This is a genomic window from Mycolicibacterium elephantis DSM 44368 (assembly GCF_004014805.1).
GTDB classification, from domain to species: Bacteria; Actinomycetota; Actinomycetes; order Mycobacteriales; family Mycobacteriaceae; genus Mycobacterium; species Mycobacterium elephantis.
Genome location: NZ_ATDN01000006.1, coordinates 1 through 24763 on the forward strand (window position 1 = coordinate 1; position 24763 = coordinate 24763).

Genomic DNA, 24763 nt, shown 5'->3' on the forward strand with positions numbered 1-24763 from the left:
GACAACCCAGCAGGGCGTCAGTCGGACCCAGAGTCACGACCTGCGCGGTAACGCTCTTCCATTATCAATGTCGGACCCCTTGTTTAGGGTCGGGTCATGCTCGATATCACGGCGTTGACCTCGGTGGATGTGGAGGCCGATGAGGCGGTGCTAGTCGAGCGGATTGCGGTGCTGGAGCGGGTGAAGTCTGCGGCGGCGGCGGGTCAGGCGCGGGCGGCGGCGTTGTTGGATGCCAAGCGACGCGCGAGCGAGGCCGCCGCGGGGTTGCCCGCGGCGAAACGGGGCCGCGGGTTGGCCAGTGAGGTCGCCTTGGCTCGGCGGGATGCTCCGTCGTGCGGCAGCCGGCATCTGGGTTTTGCCAAGGCGCTGGTGTTCGAGATGCCGCATACGTTGGCGGCCTTGGAGTGTGGGGCGCTCTCGGAGTGGCGCGCCACGTTGATCGTGCGCGAGTCAGCCTGCCTGTCGGTGCCGGATCGGCGCACGTTGGATGCCGAGATGTGCGCCGATATCGCGGGCCTGGACGGTATGGGTGACAAGCGGGTGGAGGCCGAGGCGAAAAAGATCGCTTATCGGCTGGATCCACAGGCGGTGGTGGATCGGGCGGCCAAAGCCGAAAAAGACCGCAACGTCAGTATCCGCCCCGCCCCGGACACCATGACCTATGTGACGGCGTTGTTGCCCGTGGCGCAGGGGGTGGGGGTGTATGCGGCGCTGAAGCGCTCCGCCGACACCACCTTCGACGAGCGTTCGCGCGGCCAGGTGATGGCCGACACGCTGGTGGAGCGGGTGACTGGATGTCCGGCCGAGCAGCCCGAGTCGGTCGCGGTCAATCTGGTGATCAGCGATCAGACGCTGTTGGGTGAGGACGAGCACCCGGCGGTGGTGGACGGGTATGGGCCGATCCCGGCGACGGTGGCGCGCAAGGTGGTGGCCGCCGCGGTGGCCGACAAGAAGGCGGTGGCCACGTTGCGCCGGCTGTATCGGCACCCTAAGTCGGGGGCGCTGGTGGCCATGGAGTCGCGTGCGCGGCGCTTTCCCAAGGCGTTGGCGTTGTTCATCGGGCTGCGGGATCAGCGCTGTCGCACGCCCTACTGTGATGCCCCGATTCGTCATCGCGATCACGCCGTGCCGCATCATCGCGGCGGGCCCACCAGCCGGGTCAACGGGCTGGGCGCGTGTGAGCGCTGCAATTACGCCAAGGAAGCCCCTGGCTGGCAGGTCAATTGCTCGGAGGTCGATGGGGTGCATCAGGCCGAGTTTATCGCCCCCACCGGGGCGACTTACAACTCGACCGCGCCACCGCCACCGGGACCGGCGCCGATCACCGTCAGCGAAGTCGAGATGCACATCAGCATCGAACTCGCCAACCTGCACGCCGCCTAGATCTTTGCGATCAGATCGGTGGTGTAGAACTCTGCGGGGTTCTGCGAGAAGGCATCAGGACGGCTGACGAACAGCCACACCCCCGTGGTGCCCGGCTCGATCGCATCCGAGAGCGTCACCGTTCCAGCGCCCGCGCCGTCGGTGTGCAACGTCGCCTGCGCGACACCGGGATCGCCGCCCCAGCACGGCGCCGACGACGGCCGTGGCGCCTGAATCAGCCGTACCTCGTAAGGGATGTTCGGGATGGCCAGCACCAACTGGACGTCAGCGCTCACCTGAGAACCGTCCGACCGGATATCGGCAGTGGGCCTGGCGTTGCCCGTCGGGCCGTTGTAGTCCGTCTCGCTGAAATCACACCGACGCAGTAGCTGGGAGAACGGCATGAACGTGGAGTCTGAAGCCGTTGCTGTGCCGGCGCCATTCGTCAACGCAGGCGCCAGCGGCGCTGCGACAACGACTGCTGCCGCCATGGTCACAACCCGATTGATCTGGCCCATGCTTCCACTCCGTCTCTTTACGCCGACAGTGTTGCGCGCGAGTCCACGCTCGTCGCTACGGTAAACCACCCGGTAGGCGCGCTGCACCGCTTCGCGTCCAATCGACGAACGGGCATGCCGGTACGTACTGTTGAGAGCATGACGGTGTTACCGGATCTGGACGCCGTGCGCAAGAACCTGGGACGCAGTCTGTTCGGCATGGTTGCCGGGCCCGAAGGCCCCGCCAACCGGGCGCGAATCCACGACACCCCTGGCCCGCGCTGGTTCGCCGAGGACCGCCCGATCCGACGCGTCCACGCGGACGCGTCGATGTTCGTCGGCGGGTTGCGGGCACTGCTGCTGCAGTCGTTGCATCCACTGGCGATGGCCGGCGTCGCCGACCACTCCGACTATCGGGCCGACCCGTGGGGTCGGCTGCAGCGGACCAGCACGTTCCTCGCTGTCACCACCTTCGGACCCGCTGCCGACGCTCAGCGAGCCGTGGACCGGGTGCGCGGCATCCATCAACGGGTGCGCGGCGTCGCGCCCGACGGACGGCCGTATAACGCCGTCGATCCGCACCTTCTGGAATGGGTGCACATCGCCGAGACCGACAGCTTCCTGCTGGCCCATCGACTTTACGGCGAGGCGCCGCTCGACCAACGCGGTCGAGACGCCTACGTCGCCGACACCGCGCGCGTCGCCGTCGCTCTCGGCGTGCCCGATCCGCCCCGCACCGAACGCCAACTGGCCCAACGGATCGAAGAGTATCGGCCCGAGCTCCGCGGCACCGCAGCGGCCCGCGACGCCGCCCGGTTCCTGCTGCTGACTCCCCCGCTGCCGCTCGTCGCACGCGCACCCTACGGCGTACTCGCGGCGACGGCTGTGTCGATGCTGCCCGCCTGGGTCCGAAAGCCTTCGCTGCTGCCCTACTTTCCGCCGATCGAGGCGACTGTGATACGGGCGGCCGGGCGCGTCCTCGTCGGTGGTATCCGCTGGGCGCTCACGGCCACCCGTTGAGCGTCTGTCAGTCCCGGCACTCGATGACGTCGTAACCACCTTCGGCGTGCTGCGACCGGATGCGCTTCTTGTCGAATTTGCCGACGCTGGTCTTGGGCACTTCGTCGATGAACGTCCACCACTCGGGAAGCCAGAAGTGGGCTACCTTGTCGCACAGATGCTTTCGCAGTTCCTGCGGTGTGACCGAGGCGCCTTCCTGGACGACGACCGCCGCCAACGGCCGCTCCTGCCACCGTTCATCGGGCACCGCCACCACCGCGGCCTCGCGCACGGCCGGATGGTCGGCGAGGCGCAGTTCCAGCTCGACCGAGGAGATCCACTCCCCACCGGACTTGATGACGTCCTTGGCGCGGTCGGTGAGGGTGATGAAACCCTGCGGGTCGATGCGGCCGACGTCGCCGGTGCGCAGCCAGCCGTCGTCGAACTTCTCCGGATCGGCATCGCGGTAGTACGAAGCGGTGATCCACGGTCCGCGAATCTCGATCTCGCCCACGGCCTTTCCGTCGTTGGGCAGCACGTTGCCGTCGTCGTCGACCAAGCGGGTCTCCACCCCGCACATCACCCGCCCCGCTGAGGCACGCAACGTCCAATGGTCGTTTCCGGTGACCTCCGGCGGCGGCACCGCCACCGCCGCCAACGGCGACGTCTCGGTCATGCCCCAACCCTGACGAATCACCACCCCGTGGTGTTCCTCGTATTCCTTCATCATCCCGAGCGGAACCGCCGAGCCCCCGCAGACGACAAGCCTCAACGACGAGATGTCGCGGCCGGGGTTGGCGTGCAGGTACTGCAGCACGTCGTTCCAAATGGTCGGCACCGCGGCCGCGAGCGTCGGGCGGTGGCGTTCGATCATGTCGACCAGCGGAGCGGCCTGCAGATGCCGGTCGGGCAGCACCAAGTCCGCGCCCGCCATGACGGCCGCATACGGCTGCCCCCACGCGTTGGCGTGAAACATCGGCACGACCGGCAGCACCCGGTCGCCGTCGGCCAGACCGACCGCGTTGGCCATGCACACCGCCATGGAGTGCAGATAGCTCGAGCGATGGCTGTACACCACACCTTTCGGATTTCCGGTGGTGCCGCTGGTGTAACACATTGCGGCCGCGCTCTTCTCGTCGAGATCAGGCCAGTCGTAGTCGACCGGCCTGCCGTCGATCAGGTCGTCGTAGCGGACCACGGTGCGGCCTGATTCCGCCAACGGCCCGAGATCGCCTGCGCCCACCGCCACCACGGTGCGCACCGACGTCATGGCCGGCAGCATGGGGGCGAGCAACGGCGCCAGCGACATGTCCACCAGCACCACCGAGTCCTCGGCCTGGTTGGCGATGAACGTGAGCTGGTCGGCCATCAGGCGAATGTTGAGGGTGTGCAGCACCGCGCCCATACACGGGGCGGCGAAGTACGCCTCGAGGTGTTCCTGGTTGTTCCACATGAACGTGGCCACCCGCTGGCCCGGCGTCACGCCGAGTTCCCGCAACCCGTGGGCGAGCTGGGCCACCCGCGTCCCGAGCTCGCCGTAGCTGATCTCGCGGTAGCCCTCAGGCGTGGCCGTGATGACTTTGCGGTTCGAGTTGAACTCGGTGCCGTGGCGGAGAATCCCCGTCACCGTCAACGGGAAGTCTTGCATCGTACTGTCCATGAACCACTCCCAAGACAGGTGCCAGCGCGATGAGCGCCATGATGGTCGATGCCGCAGTGGTTTGGCGGGAAACGGAAAAAGGCGCATGACCGCGACCGTTTCCCCTACCGTTTTCAGCGTGGAAGCACACCCTGGAAACTCCCCCGATCTGATACCGGTCGAGGCACTGCGCTCAGGGGACCCCATTACCGATGTCAACGGTGGCGGTCAGCATTACAAGGTGTTGGAATCCAAGGTTCTCGGTGAAGGCTGCGTGGTCCTGGAACTGGAATCCAAGGCCAACGATCAACTGCGGGTGATCGAGATGTCGTTTCCCGCCGGGTACCAGATGGGCAGGTCGCCGAGACACTTCTGGTAGTCGCGCCACCGGCGGTCGATGCGTCGCGGCTTACATGATTAGCTCATCGTGTAAACATCGATGGGAGCGCGCATGCTACGAGACATCCGTGAGCTGACCGATTCGCCGGAGGAGTACGCCGCCGAGCTTCGCCGCCGTTGGGGCGGGTTGCTGAGCTACCGCTACATCGGCCGCCACTACGCGACGATGGATCTCGGCCCAGAGGACAACACCGTCACGGTGCGCCGCGACATGCGAAACCCCACGGGTGGATTGCTGTTCGCGGTGTTGGGGATCTCGGCTCCGGAAAGCGGCCACATGTCCGACCTGGAGGCGGTGCCCAACCCGGTCATCCACTCCTGCCAGATTCTCGACCCCGGGCACGACGTCGCGCGCTTCGAGGTCATCTCCGAGGAACTCAGGCGTGGCCGTCAGCTGGGATACAGCCGCGCGACGATCGTCGACGCCGACCGTCCGGACCGGGTGCTCGCGCTCATCGAAGGCCAGGGCGTCAGCATCGGCACCCCGCCCGAGGGTCTGGAGCGGATGGAGGCCAACCCGCTCGAGGTGGTCGACTCCCCCGACCTGCCGCCGCTGTGGCAGGTGTTCGGCGGGTTCCGCCGGGACGACGGCCACTGGGCGCTGCCGGAGCTCGCCGTCGAGGTCGCCTCGCCGGATGCGGCCCTGCACATCGGACCGCAGTTCGTCATGCTCGAGACCGCCGCGGTCGACGCCGCCGCCACGTTCGCAGGCACCGACCGGCTCCAGGGCGTCTCGACCCACGTCATGTTCCTGGCCCGCGGAAAGGCCGGCCCGTTCCGGCTGGAAACCGATCCCATGTCCGGCACCGACGGCATGGTCGCCGTACGCGTGCACATGCACGACGAAGGAACGGACGACCGGCTGACCACGGTGGCGTCCTACCTGTTCCGGCCGGTGTAGTTCCAGACCGTCGTCGAGCGCGTGAGACAATTTGGGTATGGCTGTCGCAATCGCCCGACCCAAGCTCGAGGGCAGCATCGCCGTCGGCGCTGACCGTCGCATCGGTTTCGCCGAGTTCGGCGACCCGCGGGGACGGCCCGTGTTCTGGTTGCACGGCACCCCCGGCGCCCGCCGTCAGATACCGATGGAGGCCCGCGTCTACGCCGAGCGCTCGGCGATCCGGCTGATCGGCGTCGACCGGCCCGGCATCGGTTCGTCGACCCCGCACCAGTACGAGTGCGTGCTGGCGTTCGCCGACGATCTGCGCGTCATCGCCGACACCCTCGGTATCGAGAAGATGCTCGTGATCGGCTTGTCCGGCGGCGGCCCCTACACACTGGGTGCGGCCGCGGCGCTGCCCGACCGGGTCGTCGCCGCCGGCGTCATCGGCGGGGTGGCGCCGACGGTGGGGCCCGACGCCGTCGGCGGTGGGTTGATGGGGAACGTCGGATCGCGGGTGGCGCCGTTACTTCAGGTCGCCGGCGTGCCGATCGGGGTGGCGGCCAGCGCGCTGATCAGGGTGATCCGTCCGGTCGCCTCGCCGGTCGCCGACCTGTACGGCCGGGTGTCGCCGGAGGCCGACCGGCGGCTATTGGCGCGTCCGGAGGTCAAGGCGATGTTCCTCGACGACATCCTCCACGGCAGCCGCAAGCAGATGGCCGCTCCGTTCGCCGACATCGTCGGGTTCGCGCGCGACTGGGGGTTCCGGTTGGGCGACATCACGGTGCCGGTGCGCTGGTGGCACGGCGACGCCGACCACATCGTGCCGTATGCCCATGGGCAGCACGTGGTCGCCAACCTGCCCGACGCCGAGCTCTATCCGATGTCGGGTGAAAGCCACCTCGCCGGGCTGGGCCGTGCCGAGGAGATCCTGCGGACCATGACGAAGGTCTGGGACGAGTCTCGGATCAGCGCTTGAGCCAGCCCACGACGGTGTCGAGATCCCGCGAGTAGGCCATCAGAATGTCGTCGTGGTACAGCGCACCGCCGCTGATCGCGTCGTCACCCTGCCAGATGACGTGGATGCGCACCGGGCTGCGCGTGTAGTAGTCCACCCGGTCCGAGTCCCTGCGGTGCCAGCCGGCCTCGGTGGCGAACTCGGATAGTTGCCCTCGTTCGACGATTGCCGTCATTAGGTATTCCTCCTGTGTCGCCCGGCGAGAGACGATACCCCCATGATGGAACTCGAGGTGCTTCAGGCCGACGTGACCCAACTCGACGTGGACGCGATCACCAACGCGGCCAACACCCACCTCCGGCACGCCGGCGGGGTGGCCGCCGCCATCGCCCGCGCCGGTGGCGCTGAACTGCAGCGGGAGTCCCGGGAGAAGGCGCCGATCGGGCTCGGCGAGGCGATCGAGACCACCGCGGGTGACATGCCCGCGCGTTACGTCATCCACGCGGCGACGATGGAACTCGGTGGGCCCACATCGGCGGAAATCATCGAGCGGGCCACCGGATCCGCGTTGGCCAAAGCCGACGAACTCGGTTGCCGCTCCCTGGCTTTGGTGGCGTTCGGGACCGGCGTCGGCGGCTTCCCGCTCGAGGAGGCCGCGCGCCTGATGGTCGGGGTCGCCCGCAACCATGAGCCGCAGAGCCTGCAGCGGGTGGTGTTCGCCGTGCACGGCGATGCCGCGGAACGGGCGTTCAAAGCTGAGGTGGAACGCGGTTAGGCCCCGTCGCCGGCCAGCGCACGGCGCAACAGATGCATCGCGACCGTGGTCGACCGTTCGCGGACGTCGGCGCGGTTGCCCGGCAGCTGCAGGGTGCGCGTCACGGTGCGGCCGTCGGCCAGCATCAGGCTGAAACACACTGTCCCCACCGGCTTTTCGGGGGTGCCGCCGCCCGGGCCCGCGATGCCGGTGATCGCGATCGCGGTGTCCGCGCCGAAGCGTCGCATCGCGCCGGCGGCCATGGCTTCGGCCACCGGCTCTGACACCGCGCCGTGTGTTTCGATGAGCCCGGGGTCGACGCCCAGCAGCTCCGACTTGGCCTGGTTGGAGTACGACACCACTCCCCCGGCGACGTAGGCCGACGATCCCGGCCGCTCCGTCAGACGGGCGGCCAGCAGGCCGGCGGTGCACGATTCCGCGGTGGCGATCCAGCGTCCGGTCAACAGCCGGGCCACCTGCTCGTCGACGGTGGAGCCGTCTTCGGAGAAGATGTCGTTCCCGTGGCGTTCGCGCAGCAGCGTCATCAGATCCGCGTACGCGCCCGCGTCGTCGGGTTCGTAGCGCGTCACGATCTCGATCTCGCCGCGGCGCAGACACGTGGTGATCTCGAGGCGGTCGAACCCGGTCACCCGGTGTTCGGCGTCGCGCAGGGTGTCGGCGAGGCCGGACTCCGGTAGCCCGAACATGCGGACCGTCTCCTGCCGGTAGGCGGTGCGGTGCGCGATCGCCTCCTGTACGGCGGGGGTCTGCACGGCCACCTTCCACATCGGCTGCAGTTCGCGCGGCGGGCCGGGCAGCACCACGACCGTCGGCTTGCCGGGCACCACCACACCGGGCGCCGTGCCGACCGGGTCCAGTACGTGCGCGCCCTCGGGGATCAGGGCCTGTTTGCGGTTGGCGGCGCGGATCGCCTCGGGGTCGACGTTGGGAAAACGCACCATCAGGCCCGCCACGATGTCGGCGATCATGTCCTCGACGCGACTGTCCAGCACGAGTTCGCGGCCACAGAAGCGGGCGACGGTCGCGACGGTCATGTCGTCGGCGGTCGGACCGAGACCACCGGTCGTCACGATCAGGTCCACGCCCTCGGCGGCCAGGAACCGCAGTTGGGCCTCGATGTCGCCGGGGCGGTCACCGCAGATCGTGATGTGCGCGAGTTCGACGCCGAGCTCGAGGAGGCGCTCGGCGATCCAGGGCCCGTTGCGATCCTGGATGCGGCCCGTGAGGACCTCGGTGCCGGTGACGACGATGCCCGCGCGTGCGCTCACGAGCTACGAGACTACGCACACCCGAGACCGAGCGCGCCGCCCGGTAATGTCGTTACCCATGACGGCGCCGAGGTCGCTACGCGAACTGTTCGATCAACTCGGGCTGACCGAGGTTCCGTCATCCGACGACACCGTGGTCATGGAGATGCCCGTCGACGAGCGCACGGTCAACACCGCGGGCGGATTGCAGGGTGGTTTGATCGCCACGATGGCCGACGTCACCGCCGGCCAGCTCGCGTCGAGGGCCACCCCGTTCGGGTTGCGGATCGCCACCACGGACCTGTTCATCCGCTATCTACGGCCCATCAAGGTCGGCCCGGCGCGCGCGGTCGCACGCATCCTGCGCACCGGTAAGCGCTCGGTCGTGGTTCAGGTCGACGTCTACCGCGGCAACGACGACGAGATCGGTGCCACCGCCACGGTCAACTTCGCCGCGGTGGACTGAGCCGCAACTTCGACGCGGCGTACTGAGGGGTTATCCAGGTAGTTGCTTGTGCGGCACGTCGGCGACCAGGCCGCCGTCCATCACGAATTCCGCTCCGGTGGCGAACGAGGACTCGTCGCTGGCGAGGAACAACACGAACGTCGCCACCTCGTCGACGGTGCCGGGCCGACCCAGCGGCGCCTGCACCATGTCGTCGGGCAGGTGCTTGGTCATCGGGGTCCGGATGAAGCCCGGGTGGATCGAGTTCACGCGAATCTTGTTCTGCGCCAACTCGAGTGCCGCCGACTTGGTCAGGCCGCGCACCGCCCACTTGGAGGCGACGTAGCTGTGCACCCAGGCGGCGCCGCGCAGGCCTTCGATGGAGGAGACGTTGATGATCGAACCGCCGCCCGCGGTGGTCATCGGGTCGATGACGGCCTTGATGCCGAGCATCGTGCCGGTCAGGTTGACGTCGAGGACGTTCTGCCACTTCTTCACGTCGAGCGTCTTCAGCGGCCCCAGCGCCACGATGCCGGCGTTGTTGACCAGCACGTTGAGGGTCCCGAAGTTCTGGGTCGCGGTCGCTACCGCGGCCTGCCACTGGTCGTAGTCGGTGACGTCGAGGTGCACATAGCGCGCGGCGCTGCCGAGTTCGTCGGCCAGCGCCTTGCCCTCGTTGTCGAGGATGTCACCGATGACCACCTTGGCGCCCTCGGCCACCAGCATCCGGGCGTGCGCGGCGCCCATGCCCCGTGCGCCACCGCTGATGAGTGCAACTTTTCCGTCCACGCGTCCCATGAGGGGTCAGGCTACAGGGCACACGTGCTACAAGTAGAACCTGTTCCAGTTCGGGCGAAGGGAAGCAGCCATGACCGAAGTGCCGACTCGGACGGAGGCGATCCGCGTCGCCCTCATCGGTACCGGTAACTGCGGCAGCCTCGCGCTGCGGCAACTCGTCGAGGACGGCCGCTTCGATCTGACCGGCGTGTGGGTGTCCTCGGACGCCAAGGTCGGCAAGGATGCCGGCGAGCTCGCCGGGCTGGACGTCACCACCGGCGTCACCGCGATCAACGACCTCGACGCGATCATCGCCGCGAAACCGGACTGCATCGTGTACTGCGCGATGGGCGACACGCGGCTGCCCCAGGCGATGGCCGACATGCGCAAGATCCTGGCCGCGGGCATCGACGTGGTCGGTTCCGCACCCGGGGTGCTGCAGTATCCCTGGCAGGTGATTCCCGACAAATACATCGAACGCATCGAGGACGCTGCGCGCCAAGGTGATTCCAGCGTGTTCATCACCGGCGTCGACCCCGGTTTCGCCACCGATCTGCTGCCGTTCGCGCTGGCGGGCACGTGCCAGCGCATCGAGCAGATCCGCACCATGGAGATCGCCGACTACGCCAGCTACGACGGGGCGACGGTGATGTTCGAGGTGATGGGCTTCGGCAACCAGATCGGCGACTTTCCGCTGCTGTTTCAGCCGGGTGTGCTCAGCATCGCCTGGGGCACCGCGATCCGGCAGCTGGCCGCCGGCCTGGGCGTCGAGGTCGACGAGATCAAGGATTCGGTCGAACAGGAACCGGCCCCCGAGGATTTCGACGTGGCGGTGGGCACCATCAAGAAGGGCACCGTGGCCGCGCTGCGCTTCCAGATCGAGGGGATGGTCGAGGGCAAACCGGTGATCGTCGTCGAACACGTCACCCGGTTGCGGCCGGACCTGCGCCCGGACTGGGCGCAGCCCGCGCAGCCAGGCGGCTCCTACCGCGTCGAGATCGTCGGTGAGCCGTCCTACGCGATGGACATCTGCCCGACCAGCCGCAACGGTGACCACAACTACGCGGCGATCCTCGCCGCGGCCGGGCGCATCGTCAACGCCATCCCCGATGTTCTCGCGGCCCCACCGGGCATCCGGACCACACTGGACATGCCCCTTGTGACGGGTAAAGGCCTGCTGCGACTTAAGTAGTCTGGAGCGCGATATGAGCGCCCAATCGGTGGCACCCGACCCGATCGCCGAGATCGCCGCCAGCCCGTCCGGCCCGCAGATCGGTGCGTTCTTCGATCTGGACGGCACGCTCGTCGACGGGTTCACCGCCACCGCGCACGCCGCCGACCGCATCAGGCGCAGACAGGCGCGCATCGGCGAGGTGCTCGGCGTCGTCGAGGCGTCGCTGCGATATCGGTTCGGCCGCATGCAGTTCGAGCGACTGCTCACCAGGGCGGCCGGCTATCTTCGTGGGGAGTCGCTGGCCGAACTCGACATCCTCGGCGAGCGGCTGTTCGTCGAACGCGTGGCCGCGCGCGTCTTCCCCTACATGCACGAGATCGTGCAGGCGCATCAGCAGCGCGGCCACACCGTCGTGCTGAGCAGTTCGGCGCTGACCATTCACGCCGAGCCCGTTGCCCGCTTCCTCGGGATCGACCATGTGCTGTGCAACCGGTTCGAGCTTGACGACGCCGGTCTGCTGACCGGCCGGATTGCCAAGCCGGTGATCTGGGGGCGACGGAAATTCACTGCGGTGCACGGCTTCTGCGAGTCCAACGACATCGACCTGCAGCGCAGCTACTTCTACGCCGACGGCGACGAGGACGCCGCGCTGATGGTTCAGGTCGGCAACCCCAGGCCGGTCAACCCGCGCCCGCGGCTGGCCGCGATGGCCGCCGAACACGGCTGGCCCGTGTTGCGCGTCGCCGGGTCGCCGCGCCGACGCCGGTCGCTGCGCCGTCTCGTCGGCTACGACTGACTGATGCCCGTAGTGCCTCCGGAGTGCGACACCCCGGCCCGAGTGGTTGACGCAGCGCCTACGCTAAACTAGAACACGTTTCAATTCGTGAAGCGCCCTATCGAGGAGCCGGCATGCACACCCCCATCTGCGACGAACTCAACATCGAGTTCCCGATTTTCGCCTTCACCCACTGCCGCGACGTCGTCGTCGCCGTGAGCAAGGCCGGCGGGTTCGGCGTGCTCGGCGCCGTCGGCTTCACCCCGGAGCAGCTCGAGATCGAGTTGAAATGGATCGACGAGAACATCGGCGATCATCCCTACGGCGTGGACATCGTCATCCCGAACAAGTACGAGGGCATGGACGCCACCGACCTGTCCCCCGAGGTGCTCAAGAAGACGCTGAACGACCTCGTCCCCCAGGAGCACATCGACTTCGCCAAGAAGATCCTGGCCGACCACGGCGTGCCGGTCGAGCACAGCGACGACGACGCGCTGCAGTTGCTCGGCTGGACCGAGGCGACGGCCACCCCACAGGTCGAGGTGGCGCTGCAGCACCCGAAGTGCACGCTGATCGCGAACGCGCTCGGTACACCGCCCGCCGACATGATCAAGCACATCCACGAGACCGGCCGCAAGGTCGCCGCGCTGTGTGGCTCGCCGTCGCAGGCGCGCAAGCACGCCGACGCCGGGGTGGACATCATCATCGCCCAAGGCGGTGAGGCCGGCGGCCACTGCGGCGAGATCGGCTCGATCGTGCTCTGGCCGCAGGTGGTCAAGGAGGTCGCGCCGCGCCCGGTGCTCGCGGCAGGCGGAATCGGCAGCGGGCAGCAGATCGCCGCCGCGCTGGCCTTGGGCGCGCAAGGCGCGTGGACCGGCTCGCAGTGGGTGATGGTCGAAGAGTCCGAACACACGCCCGTCCAGCATGCCGCCTACGCCAAGGCCACCAGCAAGGACACCGTGCGCAGCCGGTCGTTCACCGGCAAGCCGGCGCGGATGCTGCGCAACGAGTGGACCGAGGCGTGGGAGCATCCGGACAACCCGAAGCCGCTGGGGATGCCGCTGCAGTACATGGTGTCGGGCATGGCGGTGGCCGCCACTCACAAGTACCCCAACGAAAGCGTCGACGTCGCGTTCAACCCGATCGGCCAGGTGGTCGGCCAGTTCACCAAGGTGGAGAAGTCCGCCGCGGTGATCGAGCGTTGGGTACAGGAGTACCTCGAGGCCACCAACCGGCTCAACGAGATCAACGAGGCGGCTTCCGTTTAACTCGCGGCCCCGCCGCGTGCGTCTGATTCGAGACCCCGCCGCGGGCGTCTGATTCGCGGCCCCGGGTACTCCCCCTCGCATGAAGCACTTTCGGCGATGGGGCGCGGTCTATGTGCTGTTGCTGCTGTTCATCGGATCGTGGCTGGGGCAGTTCTTCACCCAGCTCGCGGAGTTCACCGCCACGCAGCAACAGCACGGTCAGCCGTTCCAATGGGGCGAGTACCTGCACACGTTCTTTGCCGCCACGTTCGAGAACTGGCAGAGCGAGTGGCTGCAACTGATCTTCCAGGCGATCCTGCTGCTGGGCGCCAAGCACTGGCTTTTCAAGGTCGACGCTGAAGACCTCGAACGCATCGAGGCCAAGATCGACGAGGTCAAGGACCGGCTGGGCCTGCCGACTCCCCCGCCGGCCTGATCGAAAAGCGACTGTCGCCGGGGTCTGGTGCGTCGCCCCGCGATTATGTAAGGTGACATACATAGTCACGGACGGAAGGGTTCGGACATGCCCAGCCCCCGAGAGCGGATGGTTGTCTCCGCGGCGCTGCTGATCCGCGAACGCGGAGCGCACCCGACCGCCATCGCCGACGTCCTCGAACACAGCGGCGCCCCACGCGGCTCCGCGTACCACTACTTCCCCGGCGGCCGCACCCAACTGCTATGTGAGGCAATCGATTACGCCAGCGAGCGCGTCGCTGCCCGAATCGCGAAGGGCCGCAGTGGAGTCGAGATCCTCGACGGGCTCGTCACGGGCTTTCGCAAGCAACTCATCGACACCGACTACCGGGCCGGATGTCCCGTCGTCGCCGTCAGTGTCGAGGCCGGCGATTCCGCCAAACAGGAACAGGCCGCACCGGTGCTCGAGCGCGCCGGCGCGGCTTTCGGTCGGTGGACCGAACTCATCGCGGCGCAACTGGTCGCGGACGGGCTGTCCAGGGAACGCGCTGACGAACTCGCCATGCTGATCACCACCGCGATCGAGGGGGCGATCGTGGTGGCCCGCGCCTCCCGCGACGTGAAACCGCTCGATCTCGTGCACGGCCAACTGCGGGCGCTGTTGCAGGCGTCGGCGCCGGAAAGGAAGTCGCAACGATGACCGCTGATGTCGCCTCCGCCGCAACCCCCCGTGAGCAATGGCAGCCGACGGCCTGCATCCTGTGCGAATGCAACTGCGGCATCGTGGTGCAACTCGACGACCGAAGGTTGACCAAGATCCGTGGCGACAAAGCGCATCCGGCCTCTCAGGGCTACACGTGCAACAAGGCGTTACGGCTGGACCACTACCAGAACAACCGCGGTCGGCTGACCTCGCCACTGCGGCGACGGCCCGACGGCGAATACGAGGAGATCGACTGGGACACCGCGATTTCCGAGATCGCCGCCGGCTTCAAGGACATCGCTGAGCGTTTCGGCGGCGACAAGATCTTCTACTACGGCGGCGGCGGTCAGGGCAACCACCTCGGCGGCGCCTACAGCGGGGCGTTCCTCAAGGCGCTGGGCGCGCGGTACCGGTCCAACGCCCTGGCGCAGGAGAAGACCGGCGAGGCCTGGGTCGACGCCCATCTCTACGGCGGCCACACGCGAGGCGAGTTCGAGCATGCCGAGGTGTCGGTGTTCGTTGGGAAGAACCCGTGGATGTCGCAGAGTTTCCCGCGGGCGCGGGTGGTGCTCAACGACATCGCGAAGGACCCGCTGCGCTCGATGATCGTCATCGATCCGGTTGTCACCGACACCGCCAAGATGGCCGACTTCCATCTGCGCGTGCGGCCGGGAACCGACGCCTGGTGCCTGGCCGCCCTTGTGGGCGTGCTGGTTCAGGAAAACCTCTGCGACGAAGCGTTTCTGGCCGAGCACGTCACCGGCGTCGAACCGGTGCGCGACGTGCTGCGCGACATCCCGGTTGCCGACTACGCCCAGCGCTGCGGCGTCGACGAGGAACTGATCCGGGTGGCGGCGCGGCGGATCGGCACGGCCGACAGCGTCGCGGTGTTTGAGGATCTCGGAGTTCAGCAGGCGCCCAACAGCACGTTGTGTTCCTACTTGGACAAGCTGCTGTGGATACTGACCGGAAACTTCGCCAAACGCGGCGGGCAGCACCTGCATTCGTCGTTCGGCCCATTGCTGCGCCATGCGCCCGAGATCGGCCGGACCCCGGTGACCGGCGCACCGATCATCGGTGGCCTGGTGCCGGGAAATGTGGTGCCCGAAGAGATCCTGACCGACCACCCGGACCGATTCCGGGCGATGATCGTCGAGAGCAGCAACCCGGCGCATTCGCTGGCCAATTCCGCGGCGTGTCGCGAGGCCTTCCGGTCGTTGGACCTGCTGGTGGTCATCGACGTCGCGATGACCGAAACCGCCCGGTTGGCCCATTACGTGTTGCCCGCGGCCAGTCAGTTCGAGAAGGCCGAGGCGACGTTCTTCAACCTGGAGTTCCCGCACAACACTTTTCACCTACGGCACCCGCTGATGGACCCGCTGCCGGGCACCTTGCCCGAAGCCGAGATCTGGGCACGGCTGGTGCGCGGACTCGGCGTCGTCGACGAGGCGGAGCTGGCGCCGTTGCGCGCGGCGGCGAAACAGGGCCGCGCCGAGTTCGCCGAGGCGTTCCTGCACGCGGTGGGCTCCTCGCCGATGCTGGGCAAGGTGTTGCCGTACGTGCTGTACGAGACGCTCGGACCGACACTGCCCGAAGGGCTTTCGAGTGCAGCCGCGCTGTGGGGGCTGGCGCTGAAAGCGGCGCTCGCCTACCCCGAGGCGGTCCGGCGCGCCGGGTACGCCGACGGCAACGCGCTGTTCGACGCGATCCTGGCCAGCCCGTCGGGGCTGACGTTCACGGTGCACGAGTACGCGGAGGACTTCGAGCTGATCTCGCACCCCGACCGCAAGATCGCCCTGCACATGCCCCAGATGCTCGACGAGATCCGCGCCCTCGCCGCGTCCGCGCCCACGTTGACCAGCCCGGAGTTCCCGATCGTGTTGTCTGTGGGCGAGCGCCGTGCCTACACGGCCAACGACATCCTTCGCGATCCCTCCTGGCGCAAACGCGATCGCGACGGTGCGCTACGGGTCAGCGTCGAGGATGCCGAGGCGCTCGGGTTGAGCAACGGCGGCCGCGCCCGCATCACCACCGCCGCAGGCATCGCCGAAGCGACCGTGGAGATCAGCGAGGCCATGCTCCCCGGCCACACGTCACTGCCCAACGGGTACGGCCTCGACTTCGAAACCGAGGACGGCGGAACCCATGTCGCCGGCGTCGCGCCCAACGCGCTGACCTCGACCCGGTGGCGGGACGCGTACTCCGCGACGCCCTGGCACAAGCATGTGCCGGCGCGCATCGAACCGGTCCCGGTGCACTGACCATGGGCGTCCGCCAGACCACACCGGTCGCCGACATCAGGACGGTGAGCAAACTGTCGCGGATCGACTACGCGGACGCGTTTGTCGTCGATGTCGCATCGCCACAGGCGCGCTCGGCCGAACAGTGGATGCGGGTGATTCTCGAAGATGCACCGACGGTCGTACGGGCGCGGCTGCTTTCGGGCTGGAAGTCGCTGGGGCTCAAGGACGCCGCCGAACCCTCGCTGCTCGGCTGGCAGATCCACGACAGCGCACCCGATTACGTGCTGCTGGGCCGGAACTCGTGGGTCGGAATGCCCGGTGAGCTGTTGCTGCGCCGCACCGAGCGCGATCTGTTGTTCGCGACGTTCGTGCGATTCGGCAACCCGATCGTCCGGATGCTGTGGGCGGCCGTGAAACCGACGCATGTGAAAACGGTGAAGTCCCTACTCGAGGACACCGTGCGTCGCACACAGCCGGCCGACAACTAGCCGGTCACGGTGCCGGTGCCGGTGCGGGTGCGGCTGCCGGCGGCACGTCGGTCGGAGCCGGTGCGGTCACCGGCTGCGGTGGCGTCGGGTTGGCCGACATGCCCGGTGGCGGGGTGGCATTGGAACTGAGCGGCCGCTGCGTCAGCAGCAGCAGGGCGTCCTCGCCGCTGACCTCCTGGGTCCGCACCGCCTGCCACAGCTCGCGAAGGTAGGTTAGCCCGCTGCCCTGCCGGTTCACCGGCGTCAAGGTGGTGCCGGGCGGCAGGTTCTCGGGACTCGACAGATGCGGTGTACCTTCCACCGGCGCCGCCGCCTGGGTGGAAACCTCTTCCGCGGCCGGTGGCGCGGCCGGTGCCGGCGCAGGCGCAGCCGCCACGGGCTGTGCGGGCGGAGCGGGAATTGTCTGCGCGGCAACGGGCGCCGGCGGGGGTGGTGCGGGGGGCGTGGGCGTGACCGGGCTGGCCAGAGCCGACGGTGCTCCGAGCGTCAGTGCGGTGATCAGGCCGAGACCTCCGGTGGCGACCGCGAGCGCCTTGGCATCGATGTCGAACCTCACGCGTGCCCCCTTCCGGATCTCACAGGCGACGTCACTGGGTGAATATGCCGGACCGATGAAATTGTTACACCTGTGTCGCCAGTGACCAAGAGGTCAATTCGCGAGCGCGTCAGAACACGTTTCACTTCCGAAATCACCCAACACGCTTCAACGGGCTCAACTGTGGTGTAGCAATGCGGTAGGCGTACTAGATCCCGTCATGGGAGGAATGCATCCATGCCGACTCCGAATCTCCCGCCCGGCTTCGACTTCACCGATCCCGACATCTACGCCGAACGATTGCCGGTCGAGGAACTCGCCGAACTGCGCAGGGTCGCACCGATCTGGTGGAACGAGCAGCCGACGGGTGCCGGCGGCTTCGACGACGGCGGCTTCTGGGTGGTCACCAAGCACAGGGACGTCAAGGAGGTGTCGCTGCGCAGCGACGTCTTCTCGAGCCTGGCCAAGACCGCGCTGCCCCGGTACCGCGACGGCACGGCCGGCGAGCAGATCGAACGCGGCAAATACGTCCTGCTCAACATGGACGCACCGCACCACACCCACCTGCGCAAGATCATCTCGCGTGCCTTCACCCCCAGGGCCATCGAGCGGTTACGCGACGAACTCGGCCAGCGCGCACAGGCGATCGCCAAGGCGGCCGCCGAGCAAGGGTCCGGGGACTTCGTCGAGCAGGTGTCCTGTGAGCTGCCGCTGCAGGCCATCGCCGGGCTGATGGGGGTCCCGCAAGAGGAGCGGATGAAGCTGTTCCACTGGTCCAACCAGATGGTGGGCGATCAGGATCCGGAGTTCGCCGACAACGACGCAATCACCGCCTCGGCCGAACTGATCATGTACGGCATGAAGCTGGCCGCCGAACGCGCCGACAAGCCCGGCGAAGACCTCGTCACCAAGCTCGTCCAAGCCGACGTCGAAGGACACAAACTCTCCGACGACGAGCTCGGGTTCTTCGTCATCCTGCTGGCCGTGGCCGGCAACGAGACGACACGCAACTCCATCACGCAGGGCATGATGGCGTTCACCGACTACCCCGACCAGTGGGAGTTGTTCAGGAAGGAACGCCCTGCGACCGCCGCCGACGAGATCGTCCGGTGGGCCACCCCGGTCACCTCGTTTCAGCGCACCGCGCTGGAGGACACCGAGTTGTCCGGCGTGCCGATCAAGAAGGGTCAACGGGTCGTGATGTTCTACCGGTCGGCCAACTTCGACGAGGACGTCTTCGACGACCCGTTCACGTTCAACATCCTGCGAGATCCCAACCCGCACGTGGGATTCGGCGGCACCGGCGCGCACTACTGCATCGGAGCCAACTTGGCACGCATGACAATCGACTTGATGTTCAACGCCATCGCCGACCACATATCGGACCTCGCCCCGCTCACCAAGCCCGAGCGGCTGCGGTCGGGCTGGCTCAACGGGATCAAACACTGGCAGGTCGACTACTCCGGCGCGGGCCGATAGTCGATGATCGAACGCCAGTACTCCTCCGGGATCTCGGCGTTCGCACGCAAGACCATTGCCAGACCGGTCGCCATGGCGATGCCCAGTAGGCCCAGCCACAACCCGAACACCCCGATGACGGCCCACAGCACCGCGGTGACCGCCGGCCACGGCGAGAGCACCGCGAGCACCGGCGCGAAAAAGAAGCCGGCGCCGATGTAGGCCGCCGAACCGGTGCGATCGGAGATCAGCACGAAGCGCAGCCACCGCGGAATCGCCGTGTCGGCGGGAGGTTTGGTCCCCATCGTCACTCCTGTCCTCGGCCTGACGCCACCACCGTGCTCCCCCATGGGTAGGCGGCGCAATTACCTGACAGGTAGTGGTCCCGGCCGTCGTGGTGGGTGACACTGAACAAATGAGCACAGTTGACGCACCGGCGCCGGCCTTCGGCACCCTCATGCGCGACTGGCGGCAACGCCGACGCCTTTCGCAACTCGACTTGGCGATCGAGGCCGACGTCTCGGCCCGCCACGTCAGCTTCATCGAGACGGGGCGGTCGGCGCCGAGCCGGGCGATGGTGCTGCGACTGGCCCGGGTGCTCGACGTGCCGTTGCGTGAACAGAACCAGCTGTTGCTGGCCGCCGGTCTGGCGCCGGTGTACGGCGAACGCTCGCTCGACGATCCGGACATGGTGGCCGTCCGCGAGGGCGTCACCCGAGTTCTGGACGCCTACAACCCATTTCCGTGCGTGGTCGTGGACCGGGGTTGGCAGATCGTGCAGGCCAATGCCGGCGCAGGCGTGCTGTTGGAAGGTGTCGCCGAGCACCTGCTCGCGCAGCCGAACGCGCTGCGCATCGCATTGCACCCAGAAGGCTTGGCGCCGCGGATCCGAAACCTCGGCCAGTGGCGGCACCATCTGATCGCTCGGTTGCGACGCGAGGCGGCCGCCGGCGGCTCGACCGAGTTGTCCGCGCTGCTGACCGAGATCGAGGCCTACCCAGGAGGTTTCGATGAGACCCCCGACCTCGGCGGTGTCGCCGTCCCACTCGAGCTCTACACGCCGGACGGCAGGCTGCTGACGTTCCTCAGCATGGTCACGACGTTCGGCACCGCGCTCGACGTCACCGCCGCCGAGCTTTCCATCGAGGCCTTCCTGCCCGCCGACGAGGACACGGCCGCCGCTCTGCGGTGAAACGCACGTGAATGGCCGGCGACGGCAATAGAGTCTGGCCACATGGACAACCGACTAGTTGTGACGGCCGCAGTCGCGCTCATCGCCGGTACGGCTGGGTGTGCGGCGCAGCCCCCCGCACTCGGCAGCACCACCGCGAAGGTGACGATCAACGGCGAGAGCACCGGCGGACCCCATCCCATCACCTGCTCGCAGTCAGGCTGGGCGTGGACCATAGAAACCTCCGACCAGGACAAGGGGTTCACCGCCGGCATCGACACCGGCGACGACGTCAGCGTCCAGTCGGTCGAGTTCCATGATCTCGGCGGCTTCACCGGCACCTTCTGGAACGGAAACATCGGCGAGGCCGAGGTGACCGGTGAGGGCGGGACGTTCATCATCGACGGATCGGCCGACGGCGCCTTCACCGACAACCCGAGCAACGCGGTGACCGCGACGTTCCACATCGAAGCCAACTGCTGAGCGCCGATGCATCCGTTTCGCAACGCGATCGAAGCCGGCGATCTGGACGGCGCCGTCGCCCTTCTCCACGAGAACGTGGTGTTCAAGAGCCCGGTCGTCTTCACGCCGTATGAGGGCCGGGATGCGATGCGACGCATCCTGGCCGCCGTCATCGAGGTTTTCCAGGACTTCCGCTACGTCCGTGAGATCGGCGCGGCCGACGCCCGACATCACGCGCTGATGTTCGAGGCGCGCGTCGGCGACAAGCGCCTGGAAGGGTGCGACTTCATACAGCGCGACGACGACGGCGTGATCACGGAGTTCACCGTCATGGTGCGGCCGATGTCGGCGATGTTGGCGTTGGCCGAGGCGATGAAGGTTCGGCTGGCCGAGTCCTAGCAACTGGTCAGACCACTTGACCTCTGGCCGGTGTGCTGGCAGGGTGGCGGCATGGCCCTGCAACCGGTGAACCGTCGCTCGGTGCCCGAGGACGTCTTCGAGCAGATCGTCACCGAGGTGCTCAGCGGCGAGATGCAGCCCGGTCAACAGCTGCCCAGCGAACGCCGGCTGGCCGAGGTGCTGGGGGTCTCGCGGCCCGCTGTCCGTGAGGCGCTCAAGCGGCTCACCGCCGCCGGACTGGTCGAGGTGCGACAGGGTGACGCCACCACCGTTCGCGACTTTCGCAGGCACGCCGGCCTGGATCTGCTGCCCCGGTTGCTCATTCGGGGCGGCGAGTTGGATCTGTCCGTGGTGCGCAGCATCCTCGAGACGCGCTTGCACAACGGGCCCAAGGTCGCCGAGCTTGCAGCCGAACGGCGCGGACCCGAGTTGGCCGATGTCCTCGACGACGTGTTGTCGGCGCTGGCCGGCGAACGGGATCCGGTCGAACAGCAACGCCATGCGCTGAGCTTCTGGGACCACGTCGTCGACGGCGCCGATTCGATCGCCTTCCGGCTGATGTACAACACGCTGCGCGCCACCTACGAACCCGCGCTGCCCGCTCTCGCCGCGGTGATGGCCGACGAGGTCGGCAGGCCGCAGGCCTATCGGGAACTGGCGGACGCGATCTGCGCCGGTGAGCCCGAACGTGCCAGGCAGGCCGCGCACGACCTTCTCGAACCCGCCACGAGGGCACTGCTCGCCGCGCTCGAGAACTTGGAGGAAGCCCGATGAGCGCCCCTACGCGTACCCGAAAAACGTTCACCTTGGCCGATGCACGCCGCGAGTTCTGGAGATACCCGTCACCCTGGATGCTCAGCGCGACGCTGGCCGCGGCGGTCGGCGCGCGGATCGCCGTCGGCGACTGGCAGCTCACCGACGCCGTCGTGCCGGTCGTGATGGTGGCGCTCTTCCCGTTCTTCGAGTGGGTGGTGCACGTCTTCATCCTGCACTGGCGGCCAAAGACGTTCGGCCCGTTGACTCTTGATCCGCTGCTCGCCCGTGAGCACCGGGCCCACCATAGGGATCCGCGCAAGATTGCGTTGATCTTCATTCCGTGGAAGGCGCTGCTGTGGGTACTTCCACTCGCGGTAGGCGTTGCACTGTTGGCATTTCCGCGACTCGGTATGGGCCTGACGTTCCTGGTGAGCATCGCGACGTTCGGCCTGGCCTACGAGTGGACCCACTACTTGATCCACACCGACTACAAGCCGAAAACCCGTCTGTACCGCGCTGTTTGGCGCAACCACCGGCAGCATCATTTCAAGAACGAGCACTACTGGTTCACCGTGACCAGTTCCGGCACCGCCGACCGGGTGCTCGGGACGTATCCCGACCCGGCGAAGGTCGAGAACTCACCGACGGCCAAGAACCTTCATGCCGAGGCGGTTTCGGCCGCGGCTGGGTGAGGTTTCTACGCCTGGACGATGATCGGGTCGCCGATGCGGACCGTATCGAAGTACCACGCCGCGTTGTCGGGGCTGAGGTTGATGCAGCCGTGGCTGACGTTGGCGTAGCCCTGCGAGCCCACCGACCAAGGCGCGGAGTGCACGTAAACACCGCCCCACGTGACCCGCACACCGTACTCACCGTTGATCAGATATCCCTCGGGATCGCTCAGCGGGATGCCGATGGTGCGCGAATCGAACGTGACCCGGCGCTGCTTCTCAAGGGCGGTGAAGTTGCCGGTCGGCGTCGGATACCTGGGTTTACCCATCGACGCGGGCATCTCGCGCGCCACCTCGCCATCGATGCTGACGGTGAAGGTGTGGGCGCTGATGTCGGCGACGCTCACCACCTTCGCGCCCGTCTGGAAGTTGATCTTCGCCCCGCCCGCCGTGACCGCAATGGTCGAGTGGGCGGGCCAGTAGGTGGTGGGTGTGAATTCCACCACCCGATCGCTCAGCCACGTGAACTCCCCGACGGCCGGCTCCGGGCTGGCGATGTCGATGGTGCGCTCGGCGGCCGCGCGATCAGCGACGGCACCCGCGAACGTCACCGTCACCGGATGCGCCACGCCCACCGTCTGGCCCGCGGGCTGGATGCTGACGACGTCGGTGGGCACGGTGCTACCGGCAGAAGAGACGGCTACCGACCCGGGCGCGGTGAGCGCGACCATGCCTACTGTGACCGCGATCCGTCGCAGCGCCCGGCGTAGCGCCGGCAATCCTGGCTTTTCGGCGTTCAGCACACTGCCATCCTAAGTTGTCACGTGCGATCACTCCGGCAACCGCAGCTGGATCGACCGCACATGTCGGTTTACTCGACATGCACGGTGTACCCGCTAATCGGTCGCGTTGCCAGGATCGTTTCAGGGCAAACCTGAACGCCGCGAGATCACGCGGGCGGTGGCGGTGCGGGCGGGAGAGCTTCGGGCGGCGGTGGTGGCATAACCGGTGCAGGTGGCGGCGGCGGGACGGCGTCGTCGCCGATGGCGGCGAGCCGGTCCTTGATCCGGCGCAGAAGCCCGGGCCGCTCCTCGGGCACCGGTGCCGGTTCGGCGGGGGCCAGGCCGGGAGGCGGCGGCGCAGCTTCGGGGGCAGCCATCGGCGGGGCGGCCTCGGGAAACGCTGCGGGAGCAGGCCCGTCGAACACCGGCGCTTGCGGGGGTTCGGGGGTCTCGACCAGCACCGCAAGTGGGTCCTGCGCCGGTGGCGGGGTCTGCTCGGGTACGGGCGCCGCCCAGCGCCCGGCTGTCGGTGTGGCCGACGGAGGCGGAGCGGGCGGGATCGGGCTGACCGCAACGGCCGCTTCGGGGACGGAGCCGGTCGCGCTTCGCGACTCGGCCGGCGTCGAGTCCGTCGGCGCCAGCCGCATACTGACCGCCGCGGACAGCGACACCACAAACGTCACCGCGCCGGCGGCCAACATGGCCAGCGCACCGGTGTGGCCGATCCGCCGACGGCGCCGCGGCGCGCGGTGGTCGGCGGGTTCGACGTGGTCGTCGAGCCCGAAGTCGGCGTTGTGCGTCCAGGCCAGCGCCGCGCCGCGGGCCAGCGCCAGCTCCGAGCCGGCAGGGGCGTACACGGGCACCGACAGCACGCCTTCCAGCCGCGGCAGCAGCTCGTCGGCGGCACCGCCCGCGCTGACCACCACCAACGCCTGCGGCGGCCAATCGACCCGGCAGAACACGGCGTGAAGCCAGCGGATCAGCGCTTCCTCGCTGTCGATACCGTGGTGGACGGCGGTCTGTACCGCGCCCTCGCTCTGGTGGACGAACAGCGCGATCGCCGTCGACGACTCGATCACGCACACCGCGGTGACGTCGTACCCCAGAACGTCCGCGACGCCCCACGCCAACGCCTCGGAGGCCTCCAGAAAGCTGACGGGCAGCACATTGTCGAAACCGCAGTTGCCCAACGTCTTCAGGAGCAGCGCCGCCTCGCTGTGGGACTCCTCACTCCACGTCACCCCGATGCAGGCCAGCCGCCGGCCACGGTCGGCGGCCAGTTCCTCGGTCCGCAGCACCGCCGCCGCCGTCTCCTCGGACCGCTGTAACGGCGTCGACCGCCGGGCCCCGAAGATCTCGAAGGCAGCCTGGTCGGCAGAGTTGCCGTCGTCGTCGGGTCCCTCGACGAGGATCACACCGACTGCGGACGGCGTCACGGACAACCCGAGTACGGCGTCCACTTCCACCCTTCGGACGTGCATCTGTCCGGCTGACGGTAACAGCACGG

29 protein-coding genes are annotated in these 24763 nt (G+C 67.8%); 20 read left to right on the forward strand and 9 right to left on the reverse strand.

Annotated elements, in window-relative coordinates; genetic code table 11:
- The first annotated feature begins 96 nt into the window (after positions 1-96).
- Entirely contained in the window at positions 97-1383 is a 1287-nt protein-coding gene (locus MELE44368_RS05685) for an HNH endonuclease (protein WP_128107612.1), read from the forward strand.
- On the opposite strand, the gene MELE44368_RS27405 is transcribed toward MELE44368_RS05685, so the two are convergent.
- Complete coding sequence (locus MELE44368_RS27405) at positions 1380-1658, reverse strand: hypothetical protein (RefSeq protein WP_306439136.1); 279 nt, start codon at positions 1656-1658, stop codon at positions 1380-1382. The two genes, MELE44368_RS05685 and MELE44368_RS27405, sit on opposite strands and share 4 nt — an antisense overlap.
- Before the next feature lie 360 nt (positions 1659-2018).
- On the opposite strand from MELE44368_RS27405, the gene MELE44368_RS05695 reads away from it, so the two are divergent.
- On the forward strand, positions 2019-2879 hold the full coding sequence (locus tag MELE44368_RS05695; protein ID WP_128107614.1) for an oxygenase MpaB family protein: 861 nt from the start codon (positions 2019-2021) through the stop codon (positions 2877-2879).
- Positions 2880-2886: 7 nt separating this feature from the next.
- On the opposite strand, the gene MELE44368_RS05700 is transcribed toward MELE44368_RS05695, so the two are convergent.
- Positions 2887-4518, reverse strand: coding sequence for a fatty acid--CoA ligase (locus tag MELE44368_RS05700; RefSeq protein ID WP_128107615.1), 1632 nt, complete (start codon positions 4516-4518; stop codon positions 2887-2889).
- A gap of 118 nt (positions 4519-4636) precedes the next feature.
- On the opposite strand from MELE44368_RS05700, the gene MELE44368_RS05705 reads away from it, so the two are divergent.
- From MELE44368_RS05705 to MELE44368_RS05715, 3 genes are all read left to right on the forward strand, one after another.
- The gene (locus MELE44368_RS05705) at positions 4637-4876 is read left to right on the forward strand and encodes a hypothetical protein (RefSeq protein WP_128107616.1); all 240 of its coding nucleotides are present in this window, start codon (positions 4637-4639) and stop codon (positions 4874-4876) included.
- 72 nt (positions 4877-4948) lie between these two features.
- Positions 4949-5797: a hypothetical protein gene (locus MELE44368_RS05710; protein ID WP_128107617.1), complete on the forward strand. Its 849-nt coding sequence runs from the start codon at positions 4949-4951 to the stop codon at positions 5795-5797.
- Positions 5798-5834: 37 nt separating this feature from the next.
- Complete coding sequence (locus MELE44368_RS05715; RefSeq protein WP_128107618.1) at positions 5835-6755, forward strand: alpha/beta fold hydrolase; 921 nt, start codon at positions 5835-5837, stop codon at positions 6753-6755.
- Here MELE44368_RS05715 and MELE44368_RS05720 read toward each other — a convergent pair.
- Positions 6745-6969, reverse strand: a complete 225-nt coding sequence (locus MELE44368_RS05720; RefSeq protein WP_046751766.1) for a hypothetical protein — start codon at positions 6967-6969, stop codon at positions 6745-6747. The genes MELE44368_RS05715 and MELE44368_RS05720 overlap by 11 nt on opposite strands.
- A gap of 42 nt (positions 6970-7011) precedes the next feature.
- Here MELE44368_RS05720 and MELE44368_RS05725 point away from each other — a divergent pair, with 42 nt between their 5' ends.
- The gene (locus MELE44368_RS05725) at positions 7012-7509 is read left to right on the forward strand and encodes a macro domain-containing protein (protein WP_128107619.1); all 498 of its coding nucleotides are present in this window, start codon (positions 7012-7014) and stop codon (positions 7507-7509) included.
- Here MELE44368_RS05725 and MELE44368_RS05730 read toward each other — a convergent pair.
- Entirely contained in the window at positions 7506-8777 is a 1272-nt protein-coding gene (locus MELE44368_RS05730) for a competence/damage-inducible protein A (RefSeq protein ID WP_128107620.1), read from the reverse strand. The genes MELE44368_RS05725 and MELE44368_RS05730 overlap by 4 nt on opposite strands.
- Before the next feature lie 58 nt (positions 8778-8835).
- On the opposite strand from MELE44368_RS05730, the gene MELE44368_RS05735 reads away from it, so the two are divergent.
- Positions 8836-9222 (forward strand): PaaI family thioesterase, encoded by a 387-nt coding sequence (locus MELE44368_RS05735; protein ID WP_046751763.1) that lies wholly within the window; start codon positions 8836-8838, stop codon positions 9220-9222.
- 30 nt (positions 9223-9252) lie between these two features.
- Here MELE44368_RS05735 and MELE44368_RS05740 read toward each other — a convergent pair whose 3' ends face one another.
- Positions 9253-9999: a glucose 1-dehydrogenase gene (locus MELE44368_RS05740; protein WP_128107621.1), complete on the reverse strand. Its 747-nt coding sequence runs from the start codon at positions 9997-9999 to the stop codon at positions 9253-9255.
- 70 nt (positions 10000-10069) lie between these two features.
- Here MELE44368_RS05740 and MELE44368_RS05745 point away from each other — a divergent pair, with 70 nt between their 5' ends.
- From MELE44368_RS05745 to MELE44368_RS05775, 7 genes are all read left to right on the forward strand, one after another.
- Positions 10070-11170, forward strand: a complete 1101-nt coding sequence (locus MELE44368_RS05745) for an NAD(P)H-dependent amine dehydrogenase family protein (RefSeq protein WP_128107622.1) — start codon at positions 10070-10072, stop codon at positions 11168-11170.
- Between the two features lie 13 nt (positions 11171-11183).
- Positions 11184-11948: an HAD family hydrolase gene (locus MELE44368_RS05750; protein WP_128107623.1), complete on the forward strand. Its 765-nt coding sequence runs from the start codon at positions 11184-11186 to the stop codon at positions 11946-11948.
- Between the two features lie 113 nt (positions 11949-12061).
- Positions 12062-13195, forward strand: coding sequence for a nitronate monooxygenase (locus tag MELE44368_RS05755; protein ID WP_128107624.1), 1134 nt, complete (start codon positions 12062-12064; stop codon positions 13193-13195).
- 79 nt (positions 13196-13274) lie between these two features.
- Entirely contained in the window at positions 13275-13610 is a 336-nt protein-coding gene (locus tag MELE44368_RS05760) for a DUF6766 family protein (RefSeq protein ID WP_064927680.1), read from the forward strand.
- An 87-nt stretch (positions 13611-13697) separates the two neighbouring features.
- The gene (locus MELE44368_RS05765; RefSeq protein WP_128107625.1) at positions 13698-14288 is read left to right on the forward strand and encodes a TetR/AcrR family transcriptional regulator; all 591 of its coding nucleotides are present in this window, start codon (positions 13698-13700) and stop codon (positions 14286-14288) included.
- A complete protein-coding gene (locus MELE44368_RS05770; RefSeq protein ID WP_128107626.1) occupies positions 14285-16552 on the forward strand; it encodes a molybdopterin-dependent oxidoreductase in 2268 nt (755 codons plus the stop codon). Before MELE44368_RS05765 ends, MELE44368_RS05770 begins: the two co-directional genes overlap by 4 nt.
- 2 nt (positions 16553-16554) lie before the next feature.
- A complete protein-coding gene (locus tag MELE44368_RS05775; protein WP_128107627.1) occupies positions 16555-17022 on the forward strand; it encodes a hypothetical protein in 468 nt (155 codons plus the stop codon).
- A 4-nt stretch (positions 17023-17026) separates the two neighbouring features.
- Here MELE44368_RS05775 and MELE44368_RS26560 read toward each other — a convergent pair whose 3' ends face one another.
- Positions 17027-17578, reverse strand: a complete 552-nt coding sequence (locus tag MELE44368_RS26560) for a hypothetical protein (RefSeq protein WP_206613699.1) — start codon at positions 17576-17578, stop codon at positions 17027-17029.
- 216 nt (positions 17579-17794) lie between these two features.
- On the opposite strand from MELE44368_RS26560, the gene MELE44368_RS05790 reads away from it, so the two are divergent.
- The gene (locus MELE44368_RS05790; protein ID WP_128107630.1) at positions 17795-19036 is read left to right on the forward strand and encodes a cytochrome P450; all 1242 of its coding nucleotides are present in this window, start codon (positions 17795-17797) and stop codon (positions 19034-19036) included.
- Here the strand turns inward: MELE44368_RS05790 and MELE44368_RS05795 are convergent.
- Positions 19015-19320 carry a hypothetical protein gene (locus tag MELE44368_RS05795; protein ID WP_128107631.1) on the reverse strand — a complete coding sequence of 102 codons (306 nt, stop codon included), beginning with the start codon at positions 19318-19320 and terminating at the stop codon, positions 19015-19017. The two genes, MELE44368_RS05790 and MELE44368_RS05795, sit on opposite strands and share 22 nt — an antisense overlap.
- Positions 19321-19430: 110 nt before the next feature.
- Between MELE44368_RS05795 and MELE44368_RS05800 the strand changes: the two genes are divergently transcribed.
- Genes MELE44368_RS05800 through MELE44368_RS05820 form a run of 5 tightly spaced genes read left to right on the forward strand, consistent with a single transcriptional unit; the run spans position 19431 to position 22495 of the window.
- Entirely contained in the window at positions 19431-20207 is a 777-nt protein-coding gene (locus tag MELE44368_RS05800; protein WP_128107632.1) for a helix-turn-helix domain-containing protein, read from the forward strand.
- Between the two features lie 42 nt (positions 20208-20249).
- Positions 20250-20669 (forward strand): lipoprotein LpqH, encoded by a 420-nt coding sequence (locus MELE44368_RS05805; protein ID WP_128107633.1) that lies wholly within the window; start codon positions 20250-20252, stop codon positions 20667-20669.
- 6 nt (positions 20670-20675) lie between these two features.
- A complete protein-coding gene (locus MELE44368_RS05810; protein WP_128107634.1) occupies positions 20676-21047 on the forward strand; it encodes a nuclear transport factor 2 family protein in 372 nt (123 codons plus the stop codon).
- Between the two features lie 51 nt (positions 21048-21098).
- Positions 21099-21821, forward strand: a complete 723-nt coding sequence (locus MELE44368_RS05815) for a FadR/GntR family transcriptional regulator (protein ID WP_128107635.1) — start codon at positions 21099-21101, stop codon at positions 21819-21821.
- On the forward strand, positions 21818-22495 hold the full coding sequence (locus MELE44368_RS05820; protein ID WP_128107636.1) for a sterol desaturase family protein: 678 nt from the start codon (positions 21818-21820) through the stop codon (positions 22493-22495). Before MELE44368_RS05815 ends, MELE44368_RS05820 begins: the two co-directional genes overlap by 4 nt.
- Positions 22496-22500: 5 nt before the next feature.
- On the opposite strand, the gene MELE44368_RS05825 is transcribed toward MELE44368_RS05820, so the two are convergent.
- Complete coding sequence (locus MELE44368_RS05825) at positions 22501-23277, reverse strand: L,D-transpeptidase family protein (RefSeq protein WP_409366104.1); 777 nt, start codon at positions 23275-23277, stop codon at positions 22501-22503.
- 146 nt (positions 23278-23423) lie between these two features.
- Positions 23424-24716, reverse strand: a complete 1293-nt coding sequence (locus MELE44368_RS05830) for a DUF7159 family protein (RefSeq protein WP_128107637.1) — start codon at positions 24714-24716, stop codon at positions 23424-23426.
- Positions 24717-24763: the final 47 nt, after the last annotated feature.

What these genes read in the sequence shown, in the direction of transcription:
- MELE44368_RS05685 (WP_128107612.1), top strand. Translation starts at nt 97, where the DNA reads ATGCTCGATATCACGGCGTTGACCTCGGTGGATGTGGAGGCCGATGAG.
- MELE44368_RS05695 (WP_128107614.1), top strand. Translation starts at nt 2,019, where the DNA reads ATGACGGTGTTACCGGATCTGGACGCCGTGCGCAAGAACCTGGGACGC.
- MELE44368_RS05700 (WP_128107615.1), bottom strand. Translation starts at nt 4,518, where the DNA reads ATGGACAGTACGATGCAAGACTTCCCGTTGACGGTGACGGGGATTCTC.
- MELE44368_RS05710 (WP_128107617.1), top strand. Translation starts at nt 4,949, where the DNA reads ATGCTACGAGACATCCGTGAGCTGACCGATTCGCCGGAGGAGTACGCC.
- MELE44368_RS05715 (WP_128107618.1), top strand. Translation starts at nt 5,835, where the DNA reads ATGGCTGTCGCAATCGCCCGACCCAAGCTCGAGGGCAGCATCGCCGTC.
- MELE44368_RS05720 (WP_046751766.1), bottom strand. Translation starts at nt 6,969, where the DNA reads ATGACGGCAATCGTCGAACGAGGGCAACTATCCGAGTTCGCCACCGAG.
- MELE44368_RS05725 (WP_128107619.1), top strand. Translation starts at nt 7,012, where the DNA reads ATGATGGAACTCGAGGTGCTTCAGGCCGACGTGACCCAACTCGACGTG.
- MELE44368_RS05735 (WP_046751763.1), top strand. Translation starts at nt 8,836, where the DNA reads ATGACGGCGCCGAGGTCGCTACGCGAACTGTTCGATCAACTCGGGCTG.
- MELE44368_RS05740 (WP_128107621.1), bottom strand. Translation starts at nt 9,999, where the DNA reads ATGGGACGCGTGGACGGAAAAGTTGCACTCATCAGCGGTGGCGCACGG.
- MELE44368_RS05745 (WP_128107622.1), top strand. Translation starts at nt 10,070, where the DNA reads ATGACCGAAGTGCCGACTCGGACGGAGGCGATCCGCGTCGCCCTCATC.
- MELE44368_RS05750 (WP_128107623.1), top strand. Translation starts at nt 11,184, where the DNA reads ATGAGCGCCCAATCGGTGGCACCCGACCCGATCGCCGAGATCGCCGCC.
- MELE44368_RS05755 (WP_128107624.1), top strand. Translation starts at nt 12,062, where the DNA reads ATGCACACCCCCATCTGCGACGAACTCAACATCGAGTTCCCGATTTTC.
- MELE44368_RS05760 (WP_064927680.1), top strand. Translation starts at nt 13,275, where the DNA reads ATGAAGCACTTTCGGCGATGGGGCGCGGTCTATGTGCTGTTGCTGCTG.
- MELE44368_RS05765 (WP_128107625.1), top strand. Translation starts at nt 13,698, where the DNA reads ATGCCCAGCCCCCGAGAGCGGATGGTTGTCTCCGCGGCGCTGCTGATC.
- MELE44368_RS05770 (WP_128107626.1), top strand. Translation starts at nt 14,285, where the DNA reads ATGACCGCTGATGTCGCCTCCGCCGCAACCCCCCGTGAGCAATGGCAG.
- MELE44368_RS05775 (WP_128107627.1), top strand. Translation starts at nt 16,555, where the DNA reads ATGGGCGTCCGCCAGACCACACCGGTCGCCGACATCAGGACGGTGAGC.
- MELE44368_RS05790 (WP_128107630.1), top strand. Translation starts at nt 17,795, where the DNA reads ATGCCGACTCCGAATCTCCCGCCCGGCTTCGACTTCACCGATCCCGAC.
- MELE44368_RS05795 (WP_128107631.1), bottom strand. Translation starts at nt 19,320, where the DNA reads ATGGGGACCAAACCTCCCGCCGACACGGCGATTCCGCGGTGGCTGCGC.
- MELE44368_RS05800 (WP_128107632.1), top strand. Translation starts at nt 19,431, where the DNA reads ATGAGCACAGTTGACGCACCGGCGCCGGCCTTCGGCACCCTCATGCGC.
- MELE44368_RS05805 (WP_128107633.1), top strand. Translation starts at nt 20,250, where the DNA reads ATGGACAACCGACTAGTTGTGACGGCCGCAGTCGCGCTCATCGCCGGT.
- MELE44368_RS05810 (WP_128107634.1), top strand. Translation starts at nt 20,676, where the DNA reads ATGCATCCGTTTCGCAACGCGATCGAAGCCGGCGATCTGGACGGCGCC.
- MELE44368_RS05815 (WP_128107635.1), top strand. Translation starts at nt 21,099, where the DNA reads ATGGCCCTGCAACCGGTGAACCGTCGCTCGGTGCCCGAGGACGTCTTC.
- MELE44368_RS05820 (WP_128107636.1), top strand. Translation starts at nt 21,818, where the DNA reads ATGAGCGCCCCTACGCGTACCCGAAAAACGTTCACCTTGGCCGATGCA.